Source organism: Polaromonas sp. YR568 (genome assembly GCF_943372955.1).
Classification (GTDB): domain Bacteria; phylum Pseudomonadota; class Gammaproteobacteria; order Burkholderiales; family Burkholderiaceae_C; genus Polaromonas.
On the sequence record NZ_CALSAL010000001.1, the window covers coordinates 1024586 to 1044409 of the forward strand.

General features: G+C 64.3%; 14 protein-coding genes. 8 read left to right on the forward strand and 6 right to left on the reverse strand.

Translation table 11 applies throughout. The features are described from left to right. From AAG793_RS04865 to AAG793_RS04875, 3 genes are read left to right on the forward strand one after another with little or no spacing between them, the layout of a single operon-like run. On the forward strand, positions 1 to 774 hold the full coding sequence (locus tag AAG793_RS04865; RefSeq protein ID WP_341904789.1) for a YaiO family outer membrane beta-barrel protein: 774 nt from the start codon (positions 1 to 3) through the stop codon (positions 772 to 774). Next, a complete protein-coding gene (locus AAG793_RS04870) occupies positions 758 to 1822 on the forward strand; it encodes a HEAT repeat domain-containing protein (RefSeq protein ID WP_341904794.1) in 1065 nt (354 codons plus the stop codon). The genes AAG793_RS04865 and AAG793_RS04870 overlap by 17 nt, the downstream gene beginning before the upstream one ends. Before the next feature lie 10 nt (positions 1823 to 1832). Continuing rightward, positions 1833 to 3227 carry a glycosyltransferase gene (locus tag AAG793_RS04875; RefSeq protein WP_341904799.1) on the forward strand — a complete coding sequence of 465 codons (1395 nt, stop codon included), beginning with the start codon at positions 1833 to 1835 and terminating at the stop codon, positions 3225 to 3227. An 18-nt stretch (positions 3228 to 3245) separates the two neighbouring features. Here the strand turns inward: AAG793_RS04875 and AAG793_RS04880 are convergent, their stop codons facing one another. The 6 genes from AAG793_RS04880 to AAG793_RS04905 all read right to left on the reverse strand — a co-directional run bounded on the left by AAG793_RS04880 (position 3246) and on the right by AAG793_RS04905 (position 13728). Further along, on the reverse strand, positions 3246 to 3524 hold the full coding sequence (locus AAG793_RS04880; RefSeq protein WP_341904804.1) for a hypothetical protein: 279 nt from the start codon (positions 3522 to 3524) through the stop codon (positions 3246 to 3248). 25 nt (positions 3525 to 3549) lie between these two features. Then, the gene (locus tag AAG793_RS04885; RefSeq protein ID WP_341904807.1) at positions 3550 to 4005 is read right to left on the reverse strand and encodes a response regulator; all 456 of its coding nucleotides are present in this window, start codon (positions 4003 to 4005) and stop codon (positions 3550 to 3552) included. Continuing rightward, on the reverse strand, positions 3995 to 6151 hold the full coding sequence (locus AAG793_RS04890) for an ATP-binding protein (protein ID WP_341904812.1): 2157 nt from the start codon (positions 6149 to 6151) through the stop codon (positions 3995 to 3997). Before AAG793_RS04890 ends, AAG793_RS04885 begins: the two co-directional genes overlap by 11 nt. Positions 6152 to 6336: 185 nt before the next feature. Beyond that, positions 6337 to 7626: a TIGR03862 family flavoprotein gene (locus tag AAG793_RS04895; protein WP_341904815.1), complete on the reverse strand. Its 1290-nt coding sequence runs from the start codon at positions 7624 to 7626 to the stop codon at positions 6337 to 6339. A gap of 143 nt (positions 7627 to 7769) precedes the next feature. Continuing rightward, the gene (locus tag AAG793_RS04900; RefSeq protein ID WP_341904818.1) at positions 7770 to 11120 is read right to left on the reverse strand and encodes a UvrD-helicase domain-containing protein; all 3351 of its coding nucleotides are present in this window, start codon (positions 11118 to 11120) and stop codon (positions 7770 to 7772) included. Positions 11121 to 11211: 91 nt separating this feature from the next. Continuing rightward, entirely contained in the window at positions 11212 to 13728 is a 2517-nt protein-coding gene (locus AAG793_RS04905; RefSeq protein ID WP_341905425.1) for a PD-(D/E)XK nuclease family protein, read from the reverse strand. A gap of 292 nt (positions 13729 to 14020) precedes the next feature. On the opposite strand from AAG793_RS04905, the gene trxA reads away from it, so the two are divergent. The 5 genes from trxA to AAG793_RS04930 all read left to right on the forward strand — a co-directional run bounded on the left by trxA (position 14021) and on the right by AAG793_RS04930 (position 19816). Continuing rightward, positions 14021 to 14353, forward strand: coding sequence for a thioredoxin TrxA (trxA, locus tag AAG793_RS04910; RefSeq protein ID WP_341904819.1), 333 nt, complete (start codon positions 14021 to 14023; stop codon positions 14351 to 14353). A 309-nt stretch (positions 14354 to 14662) separates the two neighbouring features. Continuing rightward, positions 14663 to 15925 (forward strand): transcription termination factor Rho, encoded by a 1263-nt coding sequence (gene rho / locus AAG793_RS04915; RefSeq protein ID WP_341904821.1) that lies wholly within the window; start codon positions 14663 to 14665, stop codon positions 15923 to 15925. 260 nt (positions 15926 to 16185) lie between these two features. Continuing rightward, positions 16186 to 16467 carry a type B 50S ribosomal protein L31 gene (locus AAG793_RS04920; protein WP_341904823.1) on the forward strand — a complete coding sequence of 94 codons (282 nt, stop codon included), beginning with the start codon at positions 16186 to 16188 and terminating at the stop codon, positions 16465 to 16467. A gap of 188 nt (positions 16468 to 16655) precedes the next feature. Continuing rightward, entirely contained in the window at positions 16656 to 18461 is a 1806-nt protein-coding gene (locus AAG793_RS04925; protein ID WP_341904824.1) for a hypothetical protein, read from the forward strand. Continuing rightward, positions 18458 to 19816, forward strand: coding sequence for an MATE family efflux transporter (locus AAG793_RS04930; protein WP_341904827.1), 1359 nt, complete (start codon positions 18458 to 18460; stop codon positions 19814 to 19816). Before AAG793_RS04925 ends, AAG793_RS04930 begins: the two co-directional genes overlap by 4 nt. Positions 19817 to 19824: the final 8 nt, after the last annotated feature.

Genomic DNA, 19824 nt, shown 5'->3' on the forward strand with positions numbered 1-19824 from the left:
ATGATCTTCAACGCCCCTCACCGTCTTGCCGTTGCACTGGTTCCCGTGATGCTCGGCACTGCGGCGTGGGCCCAGTCTGATGCCCAACCCCTCACGCGGGTCGGACTGGAAGCGGAATCGAGCCACCTGAGCAACGCCAGCCCCGACTGGCGCGAAACCACCTTGCGCATCACGCGCAGCATGGGCAAGAACGAAGTCAAATCACTGGCGCTGACCCAAACCAACCGCTTCGCGCTGGACGACCACGAACTCAGCGGACTGATCGCCACCCGCCTTTCGCCACAACTGACGGCCAGCGCGACCGCAAGTATCAGCCCCACCCACCGGGTACTGGCCAAAAACACCTTCGAGGGCGCACTGCAGTATGAGTTTGCGCCCGCGTGGCTGATTCACGGCGGACTGGGCCGCAAGAACTACAACAGCACCCATGTGAACCACGGCACGCTGATGCTGGAGCACTACTTCTCCGACTTCAGCGCCTCGGCGGCCTGGAAGCCGGTGCGCTCATCGGGCGTGGGTTCCAGCAGCGCCGAACTGAGGCTGGCCTGGTATTACAGCGACACCGACTCCGTCGGCCTGATCCACAGCACCGGCAAGGAAGTCACCACCATCACACCCGGTAATGTGGTGCTGACGGACGTGCGGTCCACGGCGCTTCAGGGGCGGCACTGGCTCAGCCGCCAGTGGGTGGTGAACTACGGCTTGTCGCACACCCGCCAGGGCAGCTTCTACAACCGACGCACTGCCCGGCTTGGCGTTGAATACGTTTTCTGACCCCTACATCCGGTTTGCATTTCTGGCGGGGGCGGTGGCCATCGGGCTGACGCTGCTGCTGGTGGTGCTGATCATCGGCCTGCGCCTGAAAATGCGGGCCAGTGTGGACGAGGAAGCGGCTTTTGTGGCCCGCTGGCGGCCCGTCATGCTGGAAGTCATCAGCGAGGGCACACCCAAGGTTCCCAAGCGGTTGCGGCCTGGCGAACACATCTACTTTCTGAAGCTCTGGAACTACCTGCAGGAGTCCCTGCGCGGCCCGGCCAGCGAGCGGCTCAACCGGCTGGCCCGGAAAGTCGGCGGTGATGTCATGGCCCGCAAGCTGCTGAGCAAAGGCAACCGCGCCGAGCGCCTGCTGGCCACACTGACGCTGGGGCACCTGCGCGACGAGGCCTCATGGGACGCGCTGGCCGCACAGACCAGCCAGGCCGACAGTCTGGCCTCGGTGCATGCCGCACGGGCCCTGCTCAAGATCAATCCGCTCAAGGGCACCGAGCTGCTGCTGCCGCTGATTCTTTCCCGCAAGGACTGGGACATCACGCAGATTGCGCATTTTCTGGCCGAGGCCAAGCAGGCCTTCTGGCTGGTGCTGTCCAAGCGCATCACCACCATCAGCCGCACCCGCTGGACACGCGCACTGCAGCTGGCTGACGCGCTGAACCTGCAGATCCCGCTGGCCTCCATGCAGTACATGCTGCTCAACTGCCGCTCGCCTGACATTCTGGCCACCGCCGTGCACAGCGCCGGCGACCGGGAACTGCTGCCGGTGATCAGGCAATTCATGACGCATGGCGACGGCCGTGTGCGTGCGGAAGTCGCGGTGTTTCTGGGGCGCTTCGGCGATGAGGACGATTCGCTGCGCCTGCAGGTCATGCTGGAAGACGACGAATGGTGGGTGCGCTACCGGGCTGCGCAGGCGCTGGCCGGATCGCCACTTTTCGGGGTCGACCGGCTGACCGCCCTGCGCCAGCAGACCAGCGAGCCGGCGATCACCAGCATCCTCGACCACGTGCTGGCCGAATACCAATCCGCCAACGCGGCCACGCCATGAGGACACGCCCATGACAACGTGGACCACCTGGTTTGTATTTGCCTACTTCATCCTGCTCAACGGCTGCTATCTGGCGCTCAACCTGCTGTCGATCTTTGCGCTCCAGCGCAACAAGGAAGAAAAACTGCTGGAGGCCCTGCCCCAGGTCTTCACCGGGCTGGAGCCCGGCATCAGCCTGCTGGTGCCCGCCTACAACGAGGAAGCCACCATCACTGCCTCGGTGCAGTCGATGTTCCAGCTGACGTACTCGGACTTTGAGATCATCGTCATCAACGACGGCTCCAAGGACGGCACGCTGGAAGTATTGAAGCGTGAGTTCTCGCTGCTGCCCTTCCCCGAGGCGCCGCGCGAAGGGCTGACCACCAAACCGGTGCGCGGCATCTACCGCTCCCTGAAATACCCCAACCTGCGGGTGATCGACAAGGAAAACGGCGGCAAGGCCGACTCGCTGAATGCCGGCATCAACGCTGCACGCCACCCGCTGTTTTGCGGCGTCGATGCCGACTCCATCCTGGCGCGCAACAGCCTGCAACTGGTGGCCAAGCCCTTCCTGAACCACCCCGACACCGTGGCCACCGGCGGCACCGTGCGGGTTGCCAACGGCTGTGAGGTGGCCGACGGCTTTCTCACCAAGGTCGGCCTGCCGACCAACCTGTGGGCGCTGTTCCAGGTGGTGGAGTACCTGCGCGCCTTCCTGTTCGGGCGTCTGGGCTGGTCCAAGCTCAACGCCATGCTCATCATCTCTGGCGCCTTCGGCCTGTTCAAGACCGATGTGGTGATCGAAGCCGGTGGCTACCGGGCCAACACCATCGGTGAAGACATGGAGCTGGTGGTGCGGATTCACCGCTACCTGAGGCAGCAGGGCCGCCCCTACCGCATCGAGTTTGTGCCCGAGCCGGTCTGCTGGACCGAGGCGCCCGAAGACCACAAGACCCTGAAAAACCAGCGGGTGCGCTGGCAGCGCGGCTTGTCGGAAAGCCTCACCAGCAACTGGGGCCTGATGTTCAGCCGCAATGGCGGCACACCTGGCTGGCTGGCCTTCCCCTTCATGATCATGTTCGAGTGGCTGGGCCCGCTGGTCGAGCTGGGCGGCTACCTGTTCATGTTCTACGCCTATGCGTTTGACCTGGTGTCATGGCAGGCCTTTTACGTGTTCCTCTTCATGGCCATCGGGCTGGGGATTCTGCTGTCGGCCTCGGGCCTGCTGCTGGAGGAAATTTCATTCCACATCTACCCGAGCTTTCGCCACCTCGCGATGCTGTCGCTGATTGTGGTGCTCGAGAACTTCGGCTACCGCCAGCTCAACAGCTGGTGGCGCCTGCTGGGCCTGTACAAATGGGCGGCGCAACGCGAATCCACCTGGGGTGAGATGAAGCGCAAGGGTGTAGGCAACCAGCCCAAATAGCCGGCCGCCCGGAGGCGATCAAGTCATCAGTTCCTGAATCGCTGCGGTGGTGTTGATGGCGTGCTCCGCGATCTGGGCGGACATCAGCGCCAGCGAAGCCAGCGGGTAGGTGCCACTCACAATGCCGCCCAGCGCCACTTCGGCCGCCACGGCGCCCTGCCCCAGGCCTTCAACCGCGGCATCGATGCAATGCTCGACGCTTTGCAGGCCCTCGTCACCGAACAGCGCCTCGCCTTCATAGCTGACCTGGTAATCGTAGGCGCCCGCAGTGGGGTGGATGGAAAACCGCACGATCATCGCAATGCCTCCGGCTGTGCCGGCATCATTCGACCGTCGGAATCACCACCACGGTCAGCCAGTAGCCTGCCAGCTGGCTGATGGCCTTGGTGAAACTGTCAAAGTCAACCGGCTTGGTGATGTAGGAGTTACAGCGCAGTCCGTACATCTTCCTGATGTCTTCGGCCTCATACGAGGTGGTGAGCACCACCACCGGCAGGTGATGGAGCTGCGGGTCCTTCACGATTTCAGACAGCACCTCGTAGCCGTCCATCACCGGCATGTGCATGTCCAGCAGGATCAGGTCGGGCGTCATGGCGTCAGCGTAAGGGCCTTGCTTGCGCAGGAACTGCAGGCACTTCTCGCCGTTGTCCACATGGTGCAGGTGAACGCGCAAATGGGCCGCGTCAAACGCCTCGCGGGTCAGGAACACGTCGTCTTCGTTGTCCTCGACCAGCAGGATCTCCGCCGCACGGGTTTTGGAGACTGGTTCAATCTTCATGAGAAGCTTCCGGAAAGTAGTCTGGCAGTGTAAATCTGAACGTAACGCCCTGGCCAGCGTTGGAACTCACCCAGATCTTGCCACCGTGGCCTTCCACCACGCGACGGCAGACAGCCAGACCAATGCCGGTGCCCTGAAACTCGTTCTGGTTGTGCAGGCGCTTGAAAATCTCGAACACCTTTTCATGGTGTTTCGGGTCAATACCAATACCGTTGTCGGTCACGGAGAACACCCACTCGCGGTCCTGCTTGGCCGCCGTGAAGGCGACCACCGGCGCATGGCCGGTGCAGTATTTGAGGCTGTTGCCCATCAGGTTCAGAAGGAGCTGCACCAGTTGCGCCCTGTCACCCTTGATGACGGGCATCTCACCGACGGTCACTGAAGCGCCGGTGCTCTGGATGGCGGCCTCCAGCAGGAAGATGGCGTCTCCGGCCACCTCGCCCATGTCGACTGGGGCAAAGGGCTTGGCTTCGGCTTCAATGCGGGCAAAGGAAAGCAGGTCTTCCGTCAGTTGTTCCAGACGCTTGGCCGCGTTGGCCGTGCGGTGAATCAGTGAGATGGCTTTTTCGTCCAGTTTGTCGGCGTAATCGCGTTCCAGCAACTGCACAAATCCGCCGATGGACCGCAGCGGTGTCTTCAGGTCGTGCGACGCCACATAGGCGAACTGCTGCAGGTCCAGGTTGCTGCGCTCCAGCGCCTTGTAGGCCTGAACCCGGCTGGTCACGTCGCGGATGATGAAGGTATTGAGCACCGTCCCCAGGGCGTTCACGCTGGAGACCGACACCTCGGCGGGAAACTCCTCGCCGTTCATTCGCAAACCCACGGCGACGCTGATGGATCCGCCGCCATCGCCTCCGTCCTTGCTGCTCTTGGTCTGCTGCTTTCGCAAAAGCTCTGCATGGTGCGCATGGAAACGGGTGGGAACAAAACGGGTGACCGGCTGGCCGATTGCCTGATCCACCCGGCACGCAAACATGGCGGCGGCGGCGGCATTGAACATGACGATGGCACCCTCTTCGTTCACGGTGATGATGGCGTCCATGGCGGACTCCACCACACCCCGGAAACGCGCCTCGTTCTCCGCCAGCGACTTCATGGACTCCTGCAGCAGCACCGAGGCCTTGCCCAGCGCTTCGCCGACTTCGTCAATCTCCTGAATGTGTTGCGCTTGCACGAAGACCGACTCGCCATAGCCCAGGCCCAGCGCTGGCACGCGCAAGGCGCCGACAGCACGGGCAATGCGGCTGGCCATGCTCTGCGCCAACAGCAGGCTGGTGCCGAACAACAGAACCGTGAGGCCGATCAGTATCCACATCGAACGACGCAGATTGGCTGTCAGCGATTTTTCGGGAATGCCGATCGCCACCCCCCAGCCCGACACCGGCGAGCGGTAAAAGGCGCTCACCACATTCGTCCCGTCCAGGGTGACAGCTTCAAACGCGTCCTCATTCACCTCACTGAGTCGCTTCACCAGACTGGGAGAGACTGACTGCCCCCTGAAACGATCAACCTCGTAAGAACGCGCCACCACCCTGGAAGACGGGTCGAAGATCACGGTCAGCCGGTCTTCAGGCAAACCATAGCTGACCAGAAGCTTCTGGAAGTGGTCGGGCAGGATCACGCCAGACAGCGAGTGGGTCACGGCACGCCCTGAAAAAACGGGTACAGCCACATTGGAAATTTGCCGTTTCAGCGCAGCGCCAGTCAGCAGGCCGGAAATGTCCGGCTTGCCGCTTTGAATCACCCGCTGGGTTTGTTCCATCACGCCGGTCTGCGGCAAGGGCTGGCCAAAGGGAATGGCGGTATTCATCAGCTGTTGACCACTTGGCGCGATCAGGGCGATGTTGTTGATGAAGCTGCGCTGCAGCACCTCGTCGGCCTGCGCCTGGAAAGCGCGGTAATCACCGGTACGCACCAGCGGCGAAGTGGCCAGCGCGCTGAGCGACACCTCCACCGTGGTGAACTCCCGGTCCATCAGGCGGACCAGGGTGCGTGCGCTCTCGACGGCGTCCTGAATAAGCGCCGTACGCTGCTGCTGGTAGTTGTAGTACAGCACGGCGGTGGCCAGCAGGAACGCTGGCGCCATGCAGGCGAAGGTCAGCAGGACAAGCCTGGAACGGATGGTGGGAAGGCGGTTGAGCTTCAAAAAAACAATGCCGGTTGCAAACTGAACAAAGGCGGACGACTGAATTTTAAGTTTCGAACTGCAACATATATTTACATATTGACACAATCAGTGCCGATATGGGGAGTAAGTCACACGCAACTGTTGCTATACCCATGCAATTGAATGATGTACCGATCCCTGCCTGATGCATACGCTTTACAACCCTATTCATCGGGTAAGTTGATATAGCTCAATACGCCTTCGGCGGCTGCTTTCCCGCTGGCAAAGCAGGCGGTCAGCAGGTAGCCGCCGGTGGGCGCCTCCCAGTCCAGCATCTCCCCGGCGCAAAAGACGGGCAGGGGCAAAGGCGGCTGGCCTGCCCCCGGCGCCACGCGCAGCCCGGGCGCCATGCCCTCCCACATCACGCCGCCTGCGGTGCTGATGGCCTCGTCAATTGGGCGTGTGATTAATACCCGGACAGGCAAGGCCTTGATGCCCTCGGCCAGCTGTGCCGGGTCGGCAACGGCATCTTTGCCCAGAACCTCATGCAGCATGGCCGCCTTGATGCCTTCCAGCCCCAGACGGCTTTTCAGGTGGCTGGAGAGCGAGCGTGAACCCCGCGGGTGTCGCACCTCGGCCAGTACCTGCTCTGCCGACTTGTCGGGCAGCAGGTCCAGCAGGAAGGTCGCGCTGCCGTGCGCCTCGATCTCGTCGCGCAGCAGGTGCGAGACGGCATACACCAGACTGCCCTCCACGCCGGTAGCCGTGGCCACAAACTCGCCTTTGCGATGAAACGTGCGCCCGGTGGAATCGGTGAAGCGGATCGCCACCGACTTGAAGGGCTGACCTGCAAAGCGGCTGGAAAAATGCGGCGTCCACCCGACATCGAACCCGCAGTTGGCTGGACGCAGCGGCGCCACCTGAACGCCGCGCTGCTGCAGCACCGGCACCCAGGCGCCGTCAGAGCCCAGCCGGGCCCAGCTGCCACCGCCCAGCGCGAGCACCACCGCATCGGCCTGAACCCGTTGCTCGCCTAGAGGCGTGGCAAACAGCAAACTGCCATCATCACCCCAGCCCAGCCAGCGGTGTCGCATGGAAAACTGCACCCCCGCCGCGCGCAAGCGGTGCAGCCAGGCGCGCAGCAGCGGTGCAGCTTTCATGTCTTTCGGGAAGACGCGGCCGGAGCTGCCCACAAAGGTTTCGACACCCAGCGCTTCAGCCCAGGCGCGGAGCTGTTCGGCACCAAAGGCCTCCAGCATCGGTTGCAGCACGGCACTTCGCTCGCCATAGCGGCCGACGAAAGACTCCAGTGGCTCGGAATGGGTGAGGTTGAGGCCGCCAATGCCCGCCAGCAGGAACTTGCGGCCCACGGAGGGCATGGCGTCGTACAGATGCACCGACACCCCCGGCTGCGCAGCAAGCACTTCAGCCGCCATCAAGCCAGCGGGTCCACCGCCAATAACGGCAATACGGGGCGAATGGGATGGTGCGTGCGGGGAAGCGGAATCGGTCAAAGCGTGTCCAGGGAAAGCGGGAAAACAGGAAAGCGTGAATGGGTACGGGCGCGTACCTGCGGGATCAGGGGGATCAGAGAGATCAGCGGGATAGGGGCGAGAAAGCAGCGGTGATTATTGCAGCCGGGCAATGGGCGCCGCCGCTAGTCCACCCGCACCAGCGCGCCCTGCCCCGTCAAAAATGCCGCCGTCACAGGCGCGTCGGGGTAAATCCGCTGCACGGCCTGCCGGTAGTTGCGCAGTTGCTCAACCAAAGCCGCCTGCCGTTGCGGCACCGGGGCCGATTTGTAGTCCAGCACCCACCAATGGCCCTCATGGCCCGCGTCCTTGCGCTGGACCAGGCGGTCCAGCCGCAACGCGGTGCCTGCGTGAACCAGATCCACCTCATTGCCCTGCCAGGCCAGCCGCTCAGGCTGCCACGCCCAGGCGCCCTCGCCCGCCAGAATGCGGCGGGCCATGTCCGCAGCTTCTCCCATCTGCGACGGGCTGAGCCGGAACTCGCGCGCCGCTGCCGCCCGGTGCGCAGCCGACAGGCTGCCGCCCCATTCCAGCAGGCGGTGCATGGCCTTGCCGATCCGGGCACTCGGGGAGTCTTCATCATCGGTCGCTGCGGAAGCAGCAGTTACCGGTTGGCCAGAGGGTGCAGGTAGCACGGGAAGCACAAAGCTGCCTTCGGTACCCGTCACCGAGTGGTCTGCAATTTCCGCAGGCGCGGTGGGCGCGGAGCGTTCTGGCACCACAGCCGCGATGCGCTGCCACCAACTGCCCGCGTTGGGGCGGTGCGGCGTGATGCTGGAAATGGCCAGCGTGCCACGGGCCCGCGTCATGGCCACATAGAGCGCGTTCAGTTCTTCCCGCTGGCGCGCCGCGAGGTCGGCAGCCAGCAGATCGGCCGCGCAGGCCGGTGGGCGGCTTTCGCTGACCATGAATACCAGTTTCTCGGGCGCCGTTGAGCGACCGGGCCAGTCCAGCAGCACCGCCATGCTGTCGGCGTTGCGCTCCACCGCATCGGTGTCGAGCATCAACACGGCATCGGCCTCCAGCCCCTTGGCGCCGTGGATGGTCAACAGCCGCACGGCGTCAGCACTGACGGTGGCAGGCGCCTGCGTGCCGCCGGCCTTCAAGGCGCGAACAAATCCGTAGGGCGTGGTGTAGCGACCCCCATCAAGCGCCAGCGACACCCCCAGCAGCGCCCGCAGATTGGCCAGTACGGCCGCGCGCCTGACGGTTGGCGCCGCGGCGGCAAAGCGGGCCAGCACATCGCCGTCGTCATAGATGGCTTGCAGCGCGTCGTGCGGTGGCAAGGTGTCGAGCCAGTTTTTCCAGCGCACCAAGGCCGAGCCGGCTTGCCGGAGCAACTCCGAGTCAGGGCCAAGGCGCTCAGCCGACTGCAGCAGTTCGAACCAGGACAGTTTGGATTCCTGCCTGGACTCCTGCCCCGATCCCTGCGGCGATGCACCTTGCCACTCCCGCTGCAACACAGCCAGCTGCACCAGGCGGCTGTCGTCCATGCCGAACAGCGGGGAACGCAGGGCGCGGGCCAGCGACAAGTCGTGCCCGGGCGACACCAGCACGTCGAGCAGGGCCACGATGTCCTGCACCTCGCAGCACTCGATCAGCTCGGTCTTCTCGCCCACCTGTGCGGGAATGTGCAGCGCCCGCAATTCGTCCTGCAGCGGCAGCAGCCCTGCCCGCTTGCGCGAAAGCACCATGATGCTGGAAGGCTGCAAACCTTGCGCAATCTGTTCTGCGATCCAGGCGGCCGCCTGCCGCGCCTCCAGCGTGCGCAGGGTTTCCTCTGGCACTTCACGCGGCGTGGTCAGGCTGTCGCGCCAGGCCGGCGGGGCATCCCTCTCGTGGCTGCCGTCTGCGGTCACCTCACTTTCGGCACCCGATTCCGTACCACGGGGAATCACCGGCAGACAACCCACCTCGCCATCGGCCGGCGAGTCGGTGGAGTGCGGGCGAAAGCCCTCGTACCCATCCGACTGGCTGGCGGCCGTCATCACAGTGTTCACGGTTTCGATCACTGCTTTCGCATTGCGTCGGGTGTGGTCGCAACTCAGCAGATCACCACCGAGGTGCTGACGCACAAAAGCCTGCGCGTCACGAAACACCTGCGGCTCGGCGCGCCGGAAGCGGTAGATGCTCTGCTTCGGGTCGCCGACCAGAAACACGCTGGGCGCTTGCCCGGCCCCAGCGTAACTGGAGAGCCACGCGCTGAGTGCCTGCCACTGCAGCGGGTTGGTGTCCTGAAACTCGTCGATCATCAGGTGCCGGATGCGCGCGTCCAGCCGCTCCTGCACCCAGCCGGAGAGCACCGCGTCGGACAGCATGACCTGCGCCGCGCGCTCCACGTCGTTCATGTCCACCCAGCCGCGCTCGCGTTTGAGCGCCGCGTACTGCGCGATCAATGCCCGGGTGAGCCGCGCCATGCGCTGCTGGTGCAGCCACGCGGTGTGCTGGGCGCTGGCCTCGCACAGCATGCGCAGTTCGGGCTCAGCCTCCTGCGCGGCCGGGTACTTCTGCAGATGATTGGTCAACCGGTCTTCGGTAGCCACAAAAAAGCCCTTGCGCAGCAGGCTCAGGCGAAGCTGCGGGTCTGTGGTCTCAAACGCACCTACCACGGCCTCGGCCGCTTTCTGCGGCGTCTTGTTTTTCTCCTGTCCCAGCGCGCGAGCGCGGGCCAGCCAGCGATCACGCGCGGCGGCATCCATCAGCGCCAGCTCAGGCGTTTCATGGTTGGCCAAGGGCTCAAACCGCACCTGGAAATGCTCGACCGATGCATCGACCACGCCTCGCGCATCGGCGAGGTCAAACTCGGTGCGCTTGTCGAGCGCCGCCTGCAAGGCCTTGTCGGCCTGAGACCGCCCGTGGGCACTGACCAGCGCATCAAAGTCGGCGTGCAGCGCTTCATCTGCAGCAAGCGCGGCATAAAAAGGCCGCCATACCAGTGCCCGGGCCGGCGCGTCGTCTTCCAGCAGCTCGTAGTTGACCGGCAAGCCCAGGCGCTGCAACACCGCCACCGGGGCGTTGCGCAGCAAGGCCGCGAACCAGCCGTGGAAAGTGCGAATTTGCACCGAGCGGCCTTGCGCCAGCACCGCCCGGTACAGACCCGACAGCACCTTGCAGGCTTCGGCCGAAGCGTCCGCATCCGACACACCGCGCATGGTCAGCTCGCGCCGCAGCGTGTCGTCGTCCGCGCCATCGAATTCCATCAGCCACTGCTCCAGCCGTTCCCGCATCTCGCCAGCGGCTTTCTTGGTGAAGGTGATGGCCAGAATTTCCTGCGGCCTGACCGCGCCATCGGGCGACTGCAGCGCGGTGTCGAGCAAGGCGCGCAAGATGCGCGATACCAGCATCCACGTCTTGCCCGCGCCCGCGCAAGCCTCCACCGCGACATGACGCCGCGGATCGCAGGCGATTGCATAGAAGGCCTTCGCCGAGACCGGCGTGCCGTTGCGTTCGTAGGCAGCAACAGGGGTTGCGGTCATGGCCCTCTCCCACCTGAAAGCGCTGATGCGCCGGCCCTTCGATACCTCAGGGCGAACGGACTACAGGAAGAAGTGCGCGAATGTGGAGGCATCACGATTTCCAGAAGTCCTTGCGGCACAAGCCGCGCGCGGCACACCAGTCGCAGGCCGTGCCCTCGCCCAGTGCCGGCAAGGCCGCACCTTCGGCAATGCGCGCCATGTCGCGCCGGATGCTGTCGATCAGCCCGTCGCGCAGTTCCACAATTGCGGGCTGCTGATAGGTTTTGGTCACGCCCTTTTCACCCAGATTGACATAGGCTGCCGAAAGCGTGTCGTCTTCCAGCAGTGCGGCATAGAACGCCAGCTGGGTGTCTTCCTCGGCGCTCTTGATGCGCTCTGCGGTGGTGGTGCTGTTTTCGGTTTTGTAATCCATCACCAGCGCTTGCCCGTCAGCCATGCGATCCACACGGTCCAGCTGGCCTCTCAGGCTCAGCGTGCCCAGCGGTATCTCGCGCCATACCTCACCGGCCTCATACACCGCCCCTGCGGCTTCATGCTCGCGCAGCCATTGGAGGTAGCCGTCTCGCACGCCGGGCCACGCAGCGGCGTAAGGCAGGAACTCGCTCGCACCCAGGGCCAGCTCGCGACGGGACCGTTCAGCAGCGGCATCAATCAGCGCGACGCGTTCACCGGCATCATCGGTCGGTGCCGCCTTCAGGGCGTCGTGGAAATCCTTCAGCAGCCCGTGCAGCCAGTTGCCGAAATCGCGCTTGCCCAGTGCGTTGTCGAGTTCATCCGACTCCTGCAACTGAAGCTGGCGCAGCGCGAAAAAGCGGTAGGGGCAGCGCCGCAGGTCTTCATAGGCGCTGGCCGACAAACGGGTCGGTGTCAGCGCCTCGCCGGTGGGCAAGGGCCGCAGCGTGGGGGTGATCTGCACCTCGCGTGGCGAGCGCGGATCGGCAGTCTCCGCGGGGGGCAGTCCTTTGCGGTTCAGCAGCAAGGTCTGGACAAACCCGCTGGGCAGCAGATGCTCGCCCGCTTCGCTGGCACGCCACAGCACGTCCACCTGCGGCTGCTGCAGCGCGTGCTGCCAAGCCTGGCTGGCAGTGGCGGCCAGCGCATCGCGGGACGGCAGCCCCAGCAGCACCCTTTGGGCCGGGGTCCAGGGGCCAGAGGGCTCGGGTGAAACCGGCAGACGCAGCTCGTCACAACCCGGCAGCACCACGGCGGCCATGCTGCGACCGAGCAGCTGGGCCAGCGGCAGGATCACTACCTGCTCGGCCGGCGGATGCGGCGGCGAGAACTTGCCCGCCTCCAGCGACTGGTTGACCCAGTGGGTGAATTCATGCAACGCCATCCTTGGCGCACGCTCGCCGTCCAGCTCATGGTCTACGCCTTCGTGCAGACGCAGCACCTCCAGCACGGTTTGCCCTGCCCCGTCGGTCGCCAGCAGGTCCCACTGACCGGCGGCCTGCAGCGCGGCGCGCAGGCGCTCCAGCCACAAGCACAGGGGGCGCGGCCGGGCCCAGTCGCTGCGCAGAGGCTCGACCTGTTGCAGCAGCAAGGCCAGCGTTTCCCGTCCCGCAGAAACCTGTTCACTGCCCACCGCATCGGGCAGCTCACGCCATGAGCGCACACCCAGACGGCGAAGGCAGGCCTCTACGGTGGTCACGCGGGCAGCTTCCAGCGCCGGCGTGTTCTTGAGCCAGTCGAGTACCGCGTCGGTAGAGGCATCCCACGGCATGGCGCGCAGCAGACCCATCACGGTCGCTGCCGCACGGGTGGTGGAGAGCTTCCAGCCGGTCTCGTCGCGCATGGCGATGCCGCGCCCGGCCAGCATGGCGCCCACCCGGCGCGTGAGCTGTCGGTCCTGGGCGATCAGAGCCACCGGGCTGCGACCCTGGGTGAGGTGCTGCAGGACGCAGGCGGCAGCTTGTTCGGCCTCGTCCTCGGCGTCTTGCGCGGCATGAAGTACAGCATAGGATGAGGGACCAGTCGCATCGGCGGGCGCGGGCGACTCTGCCAGCGCAATCGTCAGTGTGCAGTCCGGCCAGCGCGCCTGCAACGCCTGCGCCAGCGGATCGCGCTGAAAGCCCTCCATCACCACCAGCAACACCGGATTGGCTTCGAAAAGCCGATCGGTGGGATAGGCCGAATTGGCGGCCCAGGCCAGGGCAATCCGTGCCACGGCAGCTTCCAGCGCCAGGGCCGGGGTGTCCAGGTCTGCGCCCAGTGCACCCGCGAGACGCGTACCCCAGGCGGACCGGTCGGTCGGCGGCACGGCAGCGGCCACACCGGCCACACTCCATGCCGCTTCGACCACGCGACTCGTCAGCATGTCGCGATGGCTCGCCAGTCCGGAACGCTCGAGCAACGAGGCCGCCGTCAGAACATCCAGCGCCATGTCCAGACGCAGATCATCGGGGGCAGGCACAAAAACACCGTGCGAGCCGCCTAGGCTGTCGGCCCAGTTCAGGGTGCTTTCAAAGCGCGGCAGGAAGGAGGTTTCGCCGACGTGCGCCGCCCAGGCCTGGCGCGCCTGCTGAATGAGTTGCGCGTAGGGCAACAGCACGACGGCCTGCGAAGGATGAACGCCCCTGCTCTGCAATGCGCTGGCCAGTTGCGCCATGGCGCCCTGCCAGCACGGCGCTGGCGGCAAGGCGGCCGGGCCTTGGCTGCTGACACTAGGCGTCGGTTGAGTGGCAGATGATTCCATCGACAAATCGGGAGGGTCCTGTAACAACACCGGAATGCCCGGCGGGTCTGGCGGGTCCGCCTTGTGAGAAGCCGCACAGGCTGCACCTATCGGGCTGATAGCCACTGCCACACCGACGTCACCACTTGCTTTCTGCCACAATGACGGTAACTCCAGTCAGGACCCAGCAGTCCAATAGTAACAACCCCATAACGAAGGAGCCACCATGGCCAGCGACCTGATCAAACACACCACCGACGCCACTTTCGAGGCCGACGTGCTGAAATCTTCCAAGCCGGTGCTGGTGGACTACTGGGCTGAATGGTGCGGTCCCTGCAAGATGATTGCCCCCATCCTCGACGAAGTCGCCACCGGCTACGACGGCAAACTGCAGATCGCCAAGATGAACGTGGACGAGAACCGCGACATCCCGGCCAAGTTCGGCATTCGCGGCATCCCAACCCTGATGCTGTTCAAGGACGGCCAGCTCGCTGCCACCAAAGTGGGCGCGATGAGCAAAGCCCAGCTGACCGCCTTTATCGACCAGCAACTGGCCTGAATCTGGCCCCAGCCAGCCCGCCGTCATACCTGATGCGTCGGGCTGGTTACCCCCCTTGATCCACTCCTCAGCCGGTTGCTCCTCCATTTAGCCTTCGCGCTTGCCCGGCATGTTGTTAGTCCGCCGCACCGGGGCTGCAGGCCCCATTCACAGGCGCCTGAGACCCTGTTTTTCCTGTCATAATGCCAACCATTCACCCGCCACAGCATTCGGCGGGTTCGAGTAACCGGTTTGTAAGCCTTCAGTCTGAAGCAGCTTCCGTTCAAACCTCCCCCGTTTCCATCACTGAACTCCGCAAGGAGTAATTCCATGCACCTCAACGAACTCAAGGCACTGCACGTGTCTGAAGTCCTCAAGCAGGCCGAAGCGCTTGAGATTGAAAACGTCGGCCGGATGCGCAAGCAGGAGCTGATGTTCGCCATCATCAAGAAACGCGCCAAGACGGGTGAAACCATCGTAGCCGATGGCGTGCTGGAAGTGCTGCCTGACGGATTCGGTTTCCTGCGCGCGCCGGACTCCAGCTACACCGCCAGCACCGACGACATCTACATCAGCCCCAGTCAGATCCGCCGCTTCAACCTGCACACCGGCGACATGATTGAAGGCGAGGTGCGCACGCCCAAGGACGGCGAGCGCTACTTTGCGCTGAACAAACTCGACAAGGTCAACGATGGCCTGCCCGAGGCGAACAAGCACAAGGTGATGTTCGAGAACCTGACGCCGCTGTTCCCGCGCGAGCAATTCAAGCTCGAACGTGACATCAAGGGCGAGGAAAACCTCACCAGCCGGATCATCGACATCGTCGCTCCCATCGGCAAAGGCCAGCGCGCCCTGCTGGTGGCCCCGCCAAAGTCCGGCAAGACGGTGATGATGCAGAACATCGCCCACGCCATCACTGCCAACTATCCCGAAGTGGTGATGATGGTGCTGCTGGTTGACGAGCGCCCTGAAGAGGTGACCGAGATGCAGCGCAGCGTGCGCGGCGAAGTGATTTCCTCGACCTTTGACGAGCCCGCCGCCCGCCACGTGCATGTGGCCGAAATGGTGATCGAACGCGCCAAGCGCCTGGTTGAACTGGGCAAGGACGTGGTGATCCTGCTGGACTCCATCACCCGCCTGGCCCGCGCCTACAACAACGTGCTGCCCTCTTCCGGAAAGGTGCTGACCGGCGGCGTGGACGCCAACGCGCTGCAGCGCCCCAAACGCTTTTTCGGCGCGGCGCGCAAGATCGAGGAAGGCGGCAGCCTGACCATCATCGGCACCGCACTGGTCGACACCGGCAGCCGCATGGACGAAGTGATCTTTGAGGAATTCAAGGGCACCGGCAACTGCGAGATCCACCTGGACCGCCGCCTGTACGAAAAACGCGTGTTCCCGGCCATCCACCTGAACCGCAGCGGCACCCGCAAGGAAGAGCTGCTGCTGGCCCCGGAAATCCTCCAGAAGTCACGGATTCTGCGCCAGTTCATGTACAACATGGACGAAATCGAGTCCATGGAACTGATGCTCAAGAACATGAAGGCGACCAAGAACAACCACGAGTTCTTTGACATGATGCGGAGAGGTGGTTAGCCCCCACGCTCTCCCACTTCGTGTGGGTCGCGCCCCCCCCCGAGGGGGCCGCCCGCCTTCGGTCTGGCAGAGCCAGTCCCGCGGCTCGTACTTGGTTAAATGCAGGCCTTTCATAGGCGACGGGTCATTTCAACCACCAAATCACCTCTTGGCAAAGCCAAAAACCGCGCTAAGTGGTTGATTTCGTGCCATAATATTGGGCTTAGCGGAAAGTGCCTGAAACGGTTTCATGTGGCTCCCGCAACGAACAAGGAAAGACCATGAAAGAAGGCATTCACCCCAATTACCGCGAAGTTTGTTTCCTCGACCTGTCGAACAACTTCAAGTTTGTGACCCGTTCCTGCGTCAACACCAAGGAAATGGTGAAGATGGAAGATGGCCGCGAACTGCCGCTGTACAAGCTGGACACCTCCAGCGAGTCGCACCCCTTCTACACTGGTACGCAGAAATCCGTGGACAACATGGGCGGCCGCGTGGAGAAATTCCGCAACCGTTTCGGCAAGACCCCTGCCAAAGACGCTGCTGCCGAAGCCACCAAGTAAGCTGCACCTGAACAGCCGATCAGCCGCAGCCACAAGGCTGGCGACTGGCCCCCGAAAGCAGCCTGAAATTCAGGCTGCTTTTTTTTCGGGAAAATGACTGTGCTGGCCGCTGGCGGCTACACGCGACAATCACACCCAATCAAACGCATTCGGCCACGCGCGCCGGGCGACCCGACACCCCACCCGCCTTGAACAAGCCTTCTCCCGCCATCATTGCCCAGTCTGCCGTGCGTCGCCTGCCGCGACTGGCACTGCTACTGTTCTGTCTGGCGTATGTGCTGCCGGGCTTCGTGGGTCGTGGCCCCTGGAAGAATGAGGACATCGCCGCCTTCGGTGTGATGCAGGAGCTGGCGCAGCCGGGCGGCAACTGGCTGCAACCGCAGCTGCTGGGCGTCGTGACCGGCTTTGATGCCCTGGTGCCTTATTGGCTGGGCGCTGCCGCCATCAAGGTGCTGCCCGTCCTTGACCCGGCCTTCGCCGCTCGCATTCCGTTTGTGGCCCTGCTGATTCTCACGCTGCTGGCGACCTGGTACGCGATCTATTACCTGGCCCGAAGCCCGCAGGCGCAACCGGTGGCTTTTGCCTTTGGCGGAGAAGCCAGTCCGGTGGACTATGCCCGGGCAATCGCCGACGCCGGCCTGCTGGCCTTGATCGCCAGTCTCGGCCTGGCCCAGCTGTCGCACGAGACCACGCCCGCGTTGGCGCAACTGGGCTTCACCGCGCTGACTTTTTATGCCATGGCCGCCAGCCCCTACCGGCGGGCCACCCAGCTGGTGGGGCCTGCACTGGGACTTCTGGTGGGCCTGGCGGGATTGGCCCTGAGCGGTGCGCCCACCCTGGCCGTGATGCTGGGCGCTGGCGGAGCGCTGGTCGAATGGACCCACATGCGCTGGGGCCAGACGGTACAGAGCGCACAGGGCGATCAATTTGCGCAGTTGCCGTCCGACAGCCGCAAGCAATCCTGGCACTGGGTGTTGCTGATTGCTGGCGTCACGCTGGCAGTCAGCCTGCTGGCGCATCAGCTCGATCTCTGGCGCTGGCGCATTTCGCTGCCCGGTGCAGACGGGCAGTCGGCGTTGAAGGGCTGGCGCAGCCTGGGCCGATTACTGATCTGGTTCACCTGGCCGGCCTGGCCCCTCGCGTTGTGGACACTCTGGCGCTGGCGCCGGCAGCTTGCCAGCCGGCATGTGGCGCTGCCCCTGTGGTTTGCGGTCATGGCGATTGCCGCGACGCTGACCACCACCGCCTCAGACCGCAGCCTGCTGCTGGCGCTGCCACCGCTCGCCGCATTGGCTGCATTCGCACTGCCCACGCTCAAGCGCAGCGTGGCGTCGCTGATCGACTGGTTCACGCTGCTGTTTTTCACTGGCTGCGGCATCATCATCTGGGTGGTATGGATTGCCATGCAAACCGGCGTTCCACGGCAACCGGCGGCCAACGTGGCCAAGCTGGCACCCGGCTTCGAGCCCAGTTTTTCGTGGATCGCTTTCGCCGCCGCAGTGGCTGCCACGCTGGCGTGGACCTGGCTGGTGAAATGGCGTACCGCGGGTCATCGTACGGCCATCTGGAAATCGCTGGTGCTGCCTGCCGGTGGCGCCACGCTGTGCTGGCTGCTGCTCATGACACTCTGGATGCCGCTGCTGGATTACGCGCGCAGCTATGCGCCCACTTCGCGCGGCATCGCCAATCTGGTCGACCCCAAGGCGTGCGTGGCCGTGCACGGCATTGGCAGCGCCCAGGCAGCCGCGCTGCGCTACCACGGCAATCTGCAGCTGCGTCAGGCCGGGCAGCAGGCCATGTGCCCCTATCTGATCGTGGACGTGGAAGCCCAGTCCACCCTGGGCTCTGTCGTCAACCTGCCTGACTGGGCCTTCCAGGCCACGGTGCGCAGGCCGACTGACAGGAACGAAAACGTCCTGGTGTTCAAGCGCGTCAGCGTGGCCACGCCTGCCGAAACACCCGCAGCCCAGGCTCTGCCAGCCCGCCAGCCGTGAGCGAGCTGAAGGTCATCGGCCGGCACGCGGCAACCGTGCTGGTCGGTCAGCTCGCGGTGATGGCCTTTGGCGTTGCAGACACCGTGATTGCAGGCCGCTTCAGCGACGAGGCGCTGGCGGCGCTGTCAGTGGGCTCTGCGCTCTACATCAGTGTGTATGTGGGCCTGATCGGTATCGTGCAGGCCTTGCTGCCCATCTGGGCGGAAATGCGCGGCGGCCGGCACTACATCGCACTGGGTCGCTCACTGCGCCAGAGCCTTTACCTCTGCGCGCTCATCACCGTCGTTGGCATGACGGCCCTGCTGTTGCCTGGTCCGCTGCTGCGATGGGCCGATGTACCGCCGTCTATGCAGGGGGAGGTGGAGCTTTATCTGGCGATTCTGGCCTTCGGCTTTGCGCCTTCGCTGCTGTTCCGGGTCTACAGCACCTTCAACCAGTCCCTCGGCAAACCCTTGCTGGTGACCTGGCTGCAGGTGGGTGCGCTGGCGGTGAAGATTCCACTGTCCATCTGGCTGGTCGCGGGCGGCGCTGGCGTGGAACCCATGGGCGCGGCTGGTTGCGCCTGGGCCACCCTGATCGTCAACTACCTGCTGCTCGCGGTAGCCTTCCTGATGCTGCGCCGCGAAAGCCTGTACCAGCAGTTCCAGCTCTGGCAAAAGCTGGAGCCGCCCGACTGGCGCCAGATCGGGCAGTTTGCGCGTCTGGGCATTCCGGGTGGTCTGGCGTATCTGGTTGAGGTGACCTCCTTCACGCTGATGGCGCTGTTCATCGCACGGCTGGGAACCACGGCCTCGGCCAGTCACCAGATCGCCGCGAGCGTGGCGGCCCTTCTGTACATGGTGCCGCTTTCCATGGGCATTGCTGGCAGCGCACGGGTCTCGTTCTGGCTGGGCGCGGGTCATCCGGCCAAGGCCCGGCAGGTGGTCTGGCTGGTGATGACGATGACGGTGCTGATGGCCCTTGCACTGGCCGCCATGCTGGCCCTGAGCCCCCCCCTCGTGGCCAGTGGGTACTCTGGCAGTCCGGCCATTGTGGCGCTGGCCTCCTCGCTGCTGCTCTGGGTCGCGGCGTATCACCTGGCCGATGCGCTGCAGGCCCTGTGCGCTTTCCTGCTGCGCTGCTATGGCATCACACTGTTGCCGCTGTTGCTGTATGGCGTTCTGCTCTGGGGTCTGGGCCTGTATGGCGGCTACCAGCTCACCTACGAGGGCGTTGGCAGCCATGCGGCCTCATCGTCGGCACAGAGCTTCTGGCTGGCCAGCACCGTGGCGCTGGCGCTGGTCGCTGGGTGCTTTCTGGTCCTGCTGTGGCGCGCTGTGCGGAACGACAAAGCCGATCACACCGCACGGAACTGACTCGCACA

What these genes read in the sequence shown, in the direction of transcription:
- AAG793_RS04865 (WP_341904789.1), top strand. Translation starts at nt 1, where the DNA reads ATGATCTTCAACGCCCCTCACCGTCTTGCCGTTGCACTGGTTCCCGTG.
- AAG793_RS04875 (WP_341904799.1), top strand. Translation starts at nt 1,833, where the DNA reads ATGACAACGTGGACCACCTGGTTTGTATTTGCCTACTTCATCCTGCTC.
- AAG793_RS04880 (WP_341904804.1), bottom strand. Translation starts at nt 3,524, where the DNA reads ATGATCGTGCGGTTTTCCATCCACCCCACTGCGGGCGCCTACGATTAC.
- AAG793_RS04885 (WP_341904807.1), bottom strand. Translation starts at nt 4,005, where the DNA reads ATGAAGATTGAACCAGTCTCCAAAACCCGTGCGGCGGAGATCCTGCTG.
- AAG793_RS04900 (WP_341904818.1), bottom strand. Translation starts at nt 11,120, where the DNA reads ATGACCGCAACCCCTGTTGCTGCCTACGAACGCAACGGCACGCCGGTC.
- AAG793_RS04905 (WP_341905425.1), bottom strand. Translation starts at nt 13,728, where the DNA reads ATGGCGCAACTGGCCAGCGCATTGCAGAGCAGGGGCGTTCATCCTTCG.
- trxA (WP_341904819.1), top strand. Translation starts at nt 14,021, where the DNA reads ATGGCCAGCGACCTGATCAAACACACCACCGACGCCACTTTCGAGGCC.
- rho (WP_341904821.1), top strand. Translation starts at nt 14,663, where the DNA reads ATGCACCTCAACGAACTCAAGGCACTGCACGTGTCTGAAGTCCTCAAG.
- AAG793_RS04920 (WP_341904823.1), top strand. Translation starts at nt 16,186, where the DNA reads ATGAAAGAAGGCATTCACCCCAATTACCGCGAAGTTTGTTTCCTCGAC.